We start from the raw sequence: 11,572 nt of genomic DNA on the forward strand, positions 1-11,572 counted from the left end.
GTTCGTATCCGGACAGGACTTTCACGTTTGCGCTACCCCGGCCACTTAGTGTTGTTCTGAGTCCGTCACGCAACTCCATAGCTCTACCGAGGACGGATTGCTGACAGGTGGCCCCAGCCACTCACTCATCTCGTGACAATGCTGATCAAAGCACAACTGGTAGTCACCTGCTTCCGGAGTACGTCCCAGGTTCAGCGGCTGCATGGGTGGTAGGTGGCGCTGATAGTGCCAGCTGCCTTTTTCCAATCTCGCCTCTGCGGGAATTTCCATACCCGCGCCATTTCCTTTGACCCTTGCCTCCATAAGAACGAGCCCTTGCTCCGAGACACGGTAGTCTTCTTCCCAACGAATTTTTTCGATTGTGTGATTCCAAGCCAGTGTAAAGCTTGAGATTGGGAGTTGGGCCCAGGCGACCCCCGCCAAACCCAGGCACAAGCTGATCATGCTCTGGCCAGTCCGCCACGGCGAGACCGCCAGACATGCTGAAGGATCAGCAACACACCCAGCACAAAACCGATTTCGTCGGTCAACGGCAGCGCAACGACCAACAAAGCACCTGCCGCGAAACACAATAAACGCTCCCAAACCGGCATCTTCTGTTGCAGATAACCTGTGGACGCCATTCCCCAAAGGCCAACGGCCAACATCGTCTTGACTAACATATAGGCAGTCATCCACAAATTGTCGCCTTGCAACATTAGCGCAGGGTTGTAGACCGCCATGAACGGAATGACGAATCCTGCCAGTGCAATACGAACCGCCCACAAACTGATCTTGAATCCTGTTTCCTTGGCAATGGGCGCTGCGGCAAAGCATGCCAAGGCAACCGGAGGGGTAAGGTCTGCAAGAATTCCGAAATAGAAAACGAACATGTGCGACACGATCAGCGGCACACCCAACTCAAGCAAAGCGGGTGCTGCAATCGAACTGGTGATGATGTAGTTGGGAATCGTCGGGATACCCATACCCAAGACCAGGCAGGTAACCATCGTCAGTATGAGTGACAACAACAAGTTATCCCTGCCGATGGCCAGTATGTAACCGGCGAAGGTCGATGCTATGCCCGTCAATGACACTACACCGATGATGATTCCCACTAGCGCGCAAGCAATCCCGACCGGCACAGCATGACGAGCACCTTCAACCAACGCATGCAGGCAAATACTCAGGGTTTCTCGGCCTCCCTGAATAAACCAACAGATGACCACTAACGTGGCGATCACCGCAAAGATCACGCTGATACCCAACTGGAAAAAACCGACGCAGAGGACACCCAGAGCGATCCAAAAAGCACATCGCAACGCGAAACTGGACACCCGAAGAATGATTGCCGAACCGAGAATAACGATGGCTGTCAGCGCCAGACCCACCATCCCGGAGAACAGTGGGGTACGTCCGGAAAACAGCAGGTAGACCAGGACAAAAAGCGGAATCAGCAAATACCAGCTTTCCTTTACCGCAACCCATGCGCTGGGACATTGGTCTTTGGGTAGCCCTTTAAGGTCGGAGCGTTTTGCCTCAAGGTGAACCATCCAGAACACCGAACCGAAATACAGGATGGCTGGAATTAACGCAGCTTTGGCGATCTCTACAAACGGGACATTAATTGTTTCCGCCATAATGAAAGCGACAGCCCCCATCACAGGCGGCATCAGTTGGCTGCCCATGCTCGAAGTTGCCTCTACGCCGCCAGCAAATGCTGCCTTGTAGCCGAAGCGCTTCATCAATGGAATCGTGAACTGTCCGGTCGTGACAACGTTTGCAATGCCTGAGCCTGTGATCGTCCCCATCAAAGCCGATGACGCGACCGATACTTTTGCCGGTCCTCCGAGTTTGTGGCCAAACAATCCCATGGCGAAGTCAGTAAACAATTTGATCATTCCCGCCTGTTCGAGAAAGGAACCGAACAAAATGAACAGGAAAATATAGGTAGCGGAAACGTAGGTTGGTGTGCCGTAGAGCCCCTCGGTGCCGAATGACAGCTGGTTGACGATTTGATCAAATCCGTAGCCTCGATGTGCCAGGTCGCCTGGCAGGTATTCACCCAATAAACCGTATGCCAAAAACAGTCCACAGATGACGGGCAATGCGATACCCATCACCCGACGAGCCGCCTCAAACACCAATGCGATCAATACCAGCCCAACGACCATGTCTGCAGATGTCAGGTCACCCGAACGCTGGATCAAATCCGCCTCGAAGAACCATTGATACAAGGCAGTGGTAATCCCGGCGAGACTCAATATCCAGGCCAACGGCTGCCAAGGTCGTGTTCTGCCATACGCCGGGTAACTCAGAAACACCACCCACAGCAGGAAACCAACGTGCACCGCGCGCAGCACCTGGCTGGAAACAGGCGCAAACGCAGCGGTGATAATCTGGAAAACTGAAAACAACAACGCCCCGTAGAACAGCGTCTTAGGCCAGTCGCGTGGGTTGGCGGCTATGCCATGATGATCTTCGCTCATTGGGTACCTGCATCAAAACTACATAGAAGGGTACGAACCGCTCTATCGCTCTAGCGACCATCCCCGTGGCGCATTTTTGGATTACAGCGCTCCAGCTTCCTTGTAGTAGCGCTCGGCGCCGGGGTGAAGTGGAATGGGCAGATTCTTGGTAGCATTTTGCAACTTGATGTCCTTGGCGGCTGAGTGAGAATTACCTAAACGAGTGAGGTTTTCGAACATCAGCTTGGTCATCTGGTAGGCAACGTCATCCGAGACATTCTCGCGCGTCACCAAAATATTGGTGATCGCCACCGTAGGCACTGACTCAGGCTGTCCGTCATAGGTATTGGCTGGAATTTGTGCAGGCTGATACGCGGCATTGCCGATTTTCGAAACCACATCAGGAGGGATGGAGACGTAGTTCAATGACATGGTTGAGGAAAGGTCGCGGATGGCCGCCATTCCTAACCCCGAGGACTGAAGCGTGGCATCTAACTGACGGTTTTTGATCAGCTCGACCGACTCCGCAAAGGGTAGGTATTGGACTTTGCTCATGTCTTCGTACGTCAATCCCGCCGCTTTGAAGATCGCACGCGCGTTCAGCTCGGTACCGGACTTGGGGGCGCCGACGGAAATGGTTTTCCCTTTCAGATCCGCCAAGGTTTTGATGCCGGACTCTTTGTTCGCAACAATTTGAATGTAGTTCGGATAGGCTCCTGCAATTGCTCGCAACTTTGTCAGCGGGGCCTTGAACCCTGCATCTTCCACGCCGTTTTTTGCATCCGCCACAGAGTCCCCAAGCGCCAGAGCGAGCTCCCCACGATCAGCTTGTAAAAGGTTGAGATTTTCCACCGAGGCTTTTGTCGCTTGGACAGAAGTCTTCGCCCCCGGTATCCCATCGCTGTATATCTGTGACAGCCCAACCCCAATGGGGTAATAAACCCCGCTAGTACCACCTGTAAGGATATTTATGAACACAGGTGCGGCGTTAGCTGCGCACGAGACTGTCAACGCAGCGGTGGCCGCAAAGAGGCTAAAGCGTTTGTTTACTCGCATGGAAAACTCTCCGTCTTGTTATGGCTTAATGCAGAGTCTTTCTACTGTAGTCGAAACCAACGCCTTGAGTGGGAAGCTGAGTTAGCCTAATAATTTTGGGGTTATCGTTCAGTCGCTGCAATGGCGCCTAATCGGGATGTACTCTCCGAGCAATGCACGGAGCTTGCTTTCAACGTCCATTTCTCGCTGTAGGCCTGAATCGCTTTTCGACGCAGGCTTCTAAACCACAGTATTTCTAGGCTTCGAGAAATACTGTGGTCATATCAAGAGAGATTATTTGGCTACGGCAGCACTCGTTAGGACGCTGCTGCGGCGAAGGACTATAACGCCGCCGAACGCTGCCAGAATCGATCCGATCAATACACCGACTTTGACTTCATCAATCAAAAGAGCTGATCCGGCGAACGCCAGATTGCCAATGAATAGGCTCATAGTGAAACCAATGCCGCACAACAGTGCTACGCCATAGAGTTGAACCCAGGTACTCCCTTCCGGGAGCTTGGCCAGGCCCATACGAATGGCCAGAGCAGCCAATAGGAAAATACCGACCTGCTTGCCCACCAAAAGCCCCAGAGCTACACCCAACGGAACCGGATCGACCAGGTTCTCCATCGAAATACCGGCCAATGAAACACCCGCGTTGGCAAAACCAAAAATCGGCACCACTGCGAACGCTACCCACATGTGCAGCTTCTCTTCCAGGAAAAGCAGCGGAGATCGGGCTTCCTCTTCTGGCTTGCCCATGGGGATGCACAGCGCCACAGCGACACCCGCCAGCGTGGCATGTACACCCGATTGCAGCACGAAGAACCACAGCACACCACCGACCAGGAGATACGGGAACAATCGCCTTACGCCCAATCGATTCATTGCGATCAGAATGACCAGGGTAGCAAGCGAGGCCAGCAACATCGGCATGGAAAGGCCCGAGGTGTAGAAAAAGGCGATGATCACCACCGCGCCCAGATCGTCAATGATCGCTAAGGCAGCCAGAAACACTTTCAGCGAAGTCGGGACTCGCTTACCCAGCAACGACAAAACACCTAAGGCGAATGCGATGTCAGTAGCGGCCGGGATCGCCCACCCCCCCAGGGTCTCAGGATTACCCCAGTTGATTGCGATGTAGATCAGCGCAGGAACCACCATGCCGCCCAAAGCACCAAATCCAGGTAAGGCGCGTTGCCCCCAAGTGGAAAGCCCACCAGCCAGCACTTCTCGTTTTATTTCGAGCCCGACCATCAGGAAGAAGATCGCCATCAGGCCATCATTCACCCAATGCTCTACAGACATGCCCATCCAAACACTGTGCAAGGCTGCAAAGTAATTCTGGGATAGGGGCGAGTTAGCAACAATCAGAGCGGCCAGAGCAGCACCCATCAACACGAGACCGCCAGCGGATTCCGATGACAGAAAGCGAGCCAGAATCGCGGCCGCTCGAGGGGTTTCGGCTTTAGCTTGATGCTTGGTCATCAACGTCCTTGGGATCACTTAAAAGGTAATAGATTAACATCTGGCCTACACGAAAACGGCGGCGTTAAACAGCCTGAAACAGTTAATGTACAAGTCCATAACCTGGCATCAATGTTTTTTGTTCTGTGCTCTGGAATGGGGTTTTAGACCAGAACATATTGGCATGCGAAACAATATACATGCCGCCCATCGGCTCCATACCCCGTGCCCTGCCCTTTTCGAATAACCCGCTCAGCCTTCCCATCGCTTGATACCATCCAGCACACTTGTATGAAGATTTAATGTCTGGAAGGACTCTGTGAACATTATCCGTCGCTGGTTACGACAACCCTATGCACGCCTTATCACTTTGATCGGATTGGTTCTGATCGTGCCTGTGTCCATGCGTGCGGCACTGGGCTGGTCGAATCCACTCGGCTACCTTTCGGATCTGGGAATTGCGAGCCTGCTCATCGTACTCCTGCATCGCCGTCCTTGGTGGTTAGCACTTCCAGTGCTGCTGGCATGGGGACTTATGACACTGGCGACTGCTGAGCTGGTCAGCGCGGTCGGTAGGCTTCCAAACTCCTCAGACCTGCACTACCTGATCGACCCTCAGTTTTTGGAAAACTCTACCGGTGGTAGTTTCGCCCAGCCTTGGCTAGCAGCCACTCTGTTTCTTGGACTGGTGATTTGGCTGATCACGCAGTATCCGGGGCGCTCCACTGCCGCACCGGGCTTGCCGCGAAGCGCGTGGGGAGCACCGCTACTGCTATTGATCGCCCATTGGGGCGCTCAGCACCTGTACCCCTCAGAGGAAGACCAGTGGCGCTTGTTCAACCTCCCGCATCAGTTGATGGCCGCGAGCGTTGGCGATGTTCAGGCAAGCGCAGAAGAGTGGTTGGAAGGTGATGTTGTCGATGCCCCACCGCAAATGGCGGGGCTCACTCAACTCGATTTGGACGGACAGAAATTGCTCGCGGCACCAGGGCGAGCGCGCAATGTGTTGATCATCGCGCTGGAAGGTATTCCCGGCGCTTACCTCGGCGTCAACCGCCAAGCCCTGCACAGCAGCTATCAAGAAAACCTCATGCCCAACCTCAGTCGTTGGGCAGAGCGCGGCATGAATACGCCGGACTATGTACTGCACAGCCATCAAACCATTCGTGGCCTGTACGCAATGCTCTGCGGTGATTACGACAAGCTCGACAACGGCACCCCCAAGGGCGTCGAGATGCTAACCCAGAACGAACGCAACCGCGCATGCCTGCCGGCACAGTTGCACAAGCACGGGTTTGCCACGCATTACCTTCAGGGCGCAGGCCTGCGTTTCATGGCCAAAGACAAAATCATGCCGCACATCGGCTTCGATGCCACCCATGGCTTGGAATGGTTCACCAACAGCAACTATCTGGAGTTTCCTTGGGGCAAAGATGACAAGGCGTTCTTCGAAGGGGCGCTGCACTACGTCGGCCAGCTGAAAAAGCACAAAAAACCGTGGATGCTGACTCTGCTGACCGTTGGCACCCACCAACCCTATTCAGCCCCTGAAGACTACCTGCAGCGCTACGACACCCCCAAGCAGGCCGCCGTCGCTTATCTGGATGATGCACTTGGGCACTTCCTCAATGGCCTGGAACGTAAGGGCATCTTGAACGACACCTTGGTGGTGATCACCTCGGACGAATCTCATGGTATTGATGGCGTGCGGTTGGCCTCGTCTTGGGGATTCAACTTGACGCTTGCACCCGAGCAGGATCAGTTACCCCATGTGAAGTCCGGCGTGTATGGCCATGTCGATCTGAGCGCTTCGATACTCGACTATTTTGCCTTACCAGTCCCCTCAGCCTTGAGCGGTCGCTCCCTATTTCGTGACTATGAAACGGGCCGCGAGATCATGTCGTTCACCAACGACAAGCTTCGCTATCACGATGGACAGGGCACCTTGACCGAATGCGACTTTCAACAGCGCTGTCGGTTTTACACCAGCAAAGGCTTCATCGCCGAGCGTGCGACTTTAACTGGTCAGTACGGCGGTAAACGCGCCCGACAAATCACCGCAAGAGCGACGGCGCTGGATCATTCGCTGCTCCGGACACCGTTGAACCAGCACTACCAGTTCGGCAGCCCCGCCATCATCCCGCTTCAAGCGCAGATCAAGGATGACTGGGCCGACAACCTTATCGGTGCTCAGTACCTGGAAATGCCCAAGGGCTCGCACACTCGAGTTCGCCTGACCGTGCGCTCGGTAGATCCACAACAGAACGCCTACATACTGCTCAAGGCCAAGGAGCTGGAGCAGGATGTCCAGTTGGGCCTGCCAGCCGAAATGGTCGTCACTGCAGACCAGCCACTGGAGATGTACTTCAGCTTTGACAATCCGCAGTCGCGTAAGGCGTTTTCGTTCCACTTGTTGGGCTATGGATTGGGTGCCGTTGAAGTGAGCGACTTCAGCGTGATTACCGAGTTGCCAGAAGCACTAGAGGTGCTGGATGAAAACCCGGTCGACAACAGCGCTCAATCGAGCTAGACACCTCCGTGCTTGCACTCTTACTTTGAGTGCAACCCATATGTAGACTGTAACGTAATGATTTATCAAAGTATTGCAGTAACTGCACTCCAAACTATTAATAGATCGAACTTACTAAAAACAATATCCGGGTGCTGACACCATAAATCACAAGTGGCGTAGATCGAAGAATAGATTGCTCAGTAAATATCTTGTCACACTACCGACTGCCAACAATTTGATTTAAGTCAATAATCATCAAGCGCTTGGTTGCATGGATCTTTTAGTTCGTATCAGCTAGATGACAGAGAGAATGTAAGAACATCCAACGATTTTTTAGCGTTCTGCTATACCCACGCCCGCCCATGACCACCTCAGCCCCGTTCAGTCGAGATGTGTGCACAGGAGATAATCATTGAAGAAGCCGGTGGTCGACGCAGCAACTGAGCAAACACCAATCCCCCCGCATTCCGTGGTCTGGTACTCCCTGCCTGCCGAGCAAGTGAAGAACCTGCTTGAGGTGAATGAACATGTCGGGCTGGAGGCAACCGAAGTCCAAGCCAGGCTTGCCCGCACTGGTTTCAACAGGCTACCAGAAGCAGCACGTCGACCCGCGTGGCTCAGATTCCTGCTGCAATTTCACAACATTCTGATTTACGTGCTTCTAGGATCCGCTGCGATTACCGCGATGCTGCAGCATCTGTGGGACACGGCGGTGATTCTTGCAGTGGTTATTGCAAACGCAATCATTGGATACGTCCAGGAAGGCAAAGCGGAAAAAGCCATGGACGCTATCCGGCAGATGCTGGCACCGCACGCCGCCGTGATCCGCGCAGGCCAACGCTTAAGTATTGTGGGCGAGGAACTGGTACCGGGCGATATCGTTTTGCTGGAGGCGGGAGACAAAGTCCCTGCCGATTTACGCCTGCTGCACGCGAACAGACTACAGATTCAAGAAGCCATTCTTACAGGTGAATCCGTACCCGTAGAAAAGCATACGGAACCAGTAGCCCTTGGAGCAGCCGTGGGTGATCGTACTTGTATGGCATTCAGCGGCACGCTCGTGACTTGCGGGCAAGCAACAGGGGTTGTCGTTGCTACCGCAGCATCTGCTGAAATCGGACGCATCAGTACGCTGCTTGCCGGAGTAGAAACACTGACCACTCCGCTGGTGCAGCAAATGAACGTATTGGCGCGTTGGCTGACGATCTTGATCTTGTTAGTCGGCGGCCTTTTGCTCGTGTTTGGCCATTATGTTGGGCACTACGAGTTCACCGAGATCTTCATGGTAGTGGTTGGTATGTCGGTAGCGGCGATACCTGAAGGGCTGCCCGCCGTCCTTACCATTACGCTGGCTGTTGGAGTGCGAGCAATGGCTCGCCGCAACGCCATCGTGCGTCGCCTGCCAGCCATCGAAACGCTCGGCTCGGTATCCGTCATCTGCACTGACAAGACCGGCACACTTACCCGCAACGAAATGATGGTGGAATCGGTAGTGACGAACGATCTCATCTTCACGGTCGATGGCGCTGGTTATCAGCCAGCGGGAAGCATCAGCCTTGCAGATCAGCTAGTCGACATATCGACTCACCCTGCGTTGGCAGAACTGGGGAGAGCAGCCGGCCTGTGCAACGATGCTGTACTGCGCCTGCATGATGACTTATGGAAGGTAGAGGGTGACCCAATGGAGGGTGCCCTGCTGGCATTTTCCGGAAAGACCGGTATCGATAGTGATGAAGATCATCGGGCCTGGCCCCGCACCGATGCCATTCCGTTTGACGCGAAACACCGCTTCATGGCGACCCTGCATCACAACCATGATCGACATGCCTTTATCTATGTAAAAGGCGCGCCAGAACAAATACTGGCCATGAGCACGCAGCAGCGCGTAAACGCTGGCGGGACTGAACCGCTCAATGCGGACTACTGGCACGAACAGGCAAACGCCATTGCTGCCAAGGGGCAGCGTGTATTGGCGTTTGCAGTTAGATCAGTCCCTCCCGAGCACACCGTGTTGGAGTTTGGGGACGTACAAGGAAGGTTAACTCTGCTGGGCATGGTCGGAATGATTGACCCGCCTAGACCCGAGACGATAAAAGCAGTTCAACAATGCCAAGCAGCAGGCATTGTCGTAAAAATGATTACTGGCGATCACGGCGGTACCGCCGCCGCCATCGGTCGCCAAATTGGCCTGCAAAATCCCGACAGTGTGTTGACCGGCGTAAACCTCGACGCCATGAACGATGCCGCTTTGAAAGAGGCGGTAAAGCACGTCAATATTTTTGCGCGCACCAGCCCAGAACATAAGCTCAGACTGGTAATGCTGCTGCAATCGAATGGCATGACAGTGGCCATGACCGGCGATGGCGTCAACGATGCACCAGCACTAAAGCGAGCCGATGCCGGTATCGCCATGGGTGGAAAAGGCAGTGAAGCCGCCAAGGAAGCCGCAGACCTGGTGCTGGCCGATGACAACTTCGCGTCCATCGTTGCTGCGGTGCGCGAAGGCCGGACGGTCTACGACAACATCAAGAAAGTGCTGAGCTGGACGCTGCCTACCAGCGCGGGCGAGACCATGACCATCATCGTCGCGCTGCTGCTTGGTACTACGCTGCCGGTGACGCCGATACAAATTCTGTGGATCAATCTGATAACCGCAGTGACGCTCGGCATCGCGCTAGCGTTCGAGCCCACCGAAGAAAACACTATGAGCAGACCGCCACGCTCGCGCGAACAGCCACTCATAAGTGGTGCTTTGGTCTGGCATATGGTGCTAGTTTCCATTCTGTTTCTCTGCGGCGTTTACGGTATTTTTTCGTATGCGCTCGACCGTGGTTACTCAGTGGAATTGGCCCGAACCATCGCAGTGAACACGTTAGTCGTGATGGAAATTTTCCATCTGTTCTTCATTCGCAATCTCTACAGCACATCAATTACCTGGAAGGGCATTCGTGGCACCAAGGTTGTGTGGATGACCGTCGCAGTAGTGACCTTAGCTCAGTTCGCCATTACCTACGCACCACCGCTGCAAAAGGTGTTTGCTACTGAAGCGATCCCCGTCCTTGATGGTCTGCTGATCATCGGGGTGGGCGTTGCGTTATTTGCCATAATCGAGATTGAAAAACAGATTCGAATCCGTTTGTCCGAGTAGAACGGGTGCAAGCTGGCCATACCCTACCGACAAGCATCTTCATGCCACTGAAAGAGGATTTGGAAAATGCATAAAATACTTGTAGCTGTCGATGGTTCCGAGCATTCGGAACGGGCGGTACGTTATCTTATTGGGCTAGTCCAAGATGGCGGATTACTGGGAGGGAGTGTTGAGGTCTATCTGGTGAATGTGCAGCCACTTTTACCCACTCGAATCGCACACGACATGAGCTCGGATGAGCTTGACCGTTACTATGGTGATAAAAGTGCTGAAGACTCACAAAAGGCTGTCGAGCTTCTGAAGCACGAAAGTATTGCATTCACACTCCATACGCTACAAGGCGATTCAGCCAGCCAAATCGTGGCGTGCTCCCAATCCCTAGGATGTGACAGCATCATTTTAGGCTCACATGGTAACGGTTTTCTTGCGGGGATCTTTCTGGGTTCTGTCGCGGCCAAGGTGATTCAGCTCTCGGATGTACCAATCACCTTAGTCAAATAAGAGATCGTGAATTGCTTGAAAGCACGGCCCCACAACTGGATTATCAAAGATGGGTACTCTGGAAAAATTTTGATTGAGCTTTGCCCGTAGCCGACCATGAAGCACATGCTATCGCGTTGTCTGCGTTATGGGCGGGGTCGCGCCGGGCACCCGAAAGGGTGCCCGGCGCGAGTGGTCGGTACCCCAACCTTCGCGGCTTTGCCCACCCCCATTGACCTAAGAAGTGACGCTTTGCTTCTTCATGGTGAATTTCGCGATCAAGCAATCGCCTTCTACAATGCCCTCTTCAAAATCATTGATAGCAACGACCAGCCTGGACGAGCCGTGGTCAATGTCTCGTAGCACTGAAGATAGCTAGGCGAACTGAATCGCCCCGGATTCTGTAGACACCTTGCAAGCTCATTGCGTAACGCTTTTCAAACTCTACCGGTGACAGCTGATTGTTGAAACCATGGCGGC

The 11,572-nt window shown here is 53.8% G+C and carries 7 protein-coding genes; 3 read left to right on the forward strand and 4 right to left on the reverse strand.

Annotated elements, in window-relative coordinates:
* Nucleotides 1–45 precede the first annotated feature (45 nt).
* The 4 genes from FBY10_RS25315 to nhaA all read right to left on the reverse strand — a co-directional run bounded on the left by FBY10_RS25315 (nucleotide 46) and on the right by nhaA (nucleotide 4,973).
* Nucleotides 46–444, reverse strand: coding sequence for a DUF1850 domain-containing protein (locus FBY10_RS25315; RefSeq protein ID WP_145338182.1), 399 nt, complete (start codon nucleotides 442–444; stop codon nucleotides 46–48).
* Complete coding sequence (locus FBY10_RS25320; RefSeq protein WP_145338183.1) at nucleotides 441–2,468, reverse strand: TRAP transporter permease; 2,028 nt, start codon at nucleotides 2,466–2,468, stop codon at nucleotides 441–443. Before FBY10_RS25320 ends, FBY10_RS25315 begins: the two co-directional genes overlap by 4 nt.
* Before the next feature lie 81 nt (nucleotides 2,469–2,549).
* Nucleotides 2,550–3,503: a TAXI family TRAP transporter solute-binding subunit gene (locus tag FBY10_RS25325; RefSeq protein WP_131696402.1), complete on the reverse strand. Its 954-nt coding sequence runs from the start codon at nucleotides 3,501–3,503 to the stop codon at nucleotides 2,550–2,552.
* A 273-nt stretch (nucleotides 3,504–3,776) separates the two neighbouring features.
* On the reverse strand, nucleotides 3,777–4,973 hold the full coding sequence (gene nhaA / locus FBY10_RS25330; RefSeq protein ID WP_131696403.1) for a Na+/H+ antiporter NhaA: 1,197 nt from the start codon (nucleotides 4,971–4,973) through the stop codon (nucleotides 3,777–3,779).
* Nucleotides 4,974–5,271: 298 nt separating this feature from the next.
* On the opposite strand from nhaA, the gene FBY10_RS25335 reads away from it, so the two are divergent.
* The 3 genes from FBY10_RS25335 to FBY10_RS25345 all read left to right on the forward strand — a co-directional run bounded on the left by FBY10_RS25335 (nucleotide 5,272) and on the right by FBY10_RS25345 (nucleotide 11,113).
* Complete coding sequence (locus tag FBY10_RS25335; RefSeq protein ID WP_145338184.1) at nucleotides 5,272–7,482, forward strand: LTA synthase family protein; 2,211 nt, start codon at nucleotides 5,272–5,274, stop codon at nucleotides 7,480–7,482.
* 451 nt (nucleotides 7,483–7,933) lie between these two features.
* On the forward strand, nucleotides 7,934–10,612 hold the full coding sequence (locus FBY10_RS25340; RefSeq protein WP_145338189.1) for a cation-transporting P-type ATPase: 2,679 nt from the start codon (nucleotides 7,934–7,936) through the stop codon (nucleotides 10,610–10,612).
* A 66-nt stretch (nucleotides 10,613–10,678) separates the two neighbouring features.
* A complete protein-coding gene (locus FBY10_RS25345) occupies nucleotides 10,679–11,113 on the forward strand; it encodes a universal stress protein (RefSeq protein ID WP_131696405.1) in 435 nt (144 codons plus the stop codon).
* Nucleotides 11,114–11,572: the final 459 nt, after the last annotated feature.

Origin of the sequence: Pseudomonas sp. SJZ103 (assembly GCF_007828335.1) — a bacterium.
Lineage (GTDB): Bacteria > Pseudomonadota > Gammaproteobacteria > Pseudomonadales > Pseudomonadaceae > Aquipseudomonas.

Bases quoted from the DNA above. Each gene is read 5' to 3' on its own strand.
- FBY10_RS25345 (WP_131696405.1), top strand. From the start codon at position 10,679: ATGCATAAAATACTTGTAGCTGTCGATGGTTCCGAGCATTCGGAACGG.
- FBY10_RS25325 (WP_131696402.1), bottom strand. From the start codon at position 3,503: ATGCGAGTAAACAAACGCTTTAGCCTCTTTGCGGCCACCGCTGCGTTG.
- nhaA (WP_131696403.1), bottom strand. From the start codon at position 4,973: ATGACCAAGCATCAAGCTAAAGCCGAAACCCCTCGAGCGGCCGCGATT.
- FBY10_RS25315 (WP_145338182.1), bottom strand. From the start codon at position 444: ATGATCAGCTTGTGCCTGGGTTTGGCGGGGGTCGCCTGGGCCCAACTC.
- FBY10_RS25320 (WP_145338183.1), bottom strand. From the start codon at position 2,468: ATGAGCGAAGATCATCATGGCATAGCCGCCAACCCACGCGACTGGCCT.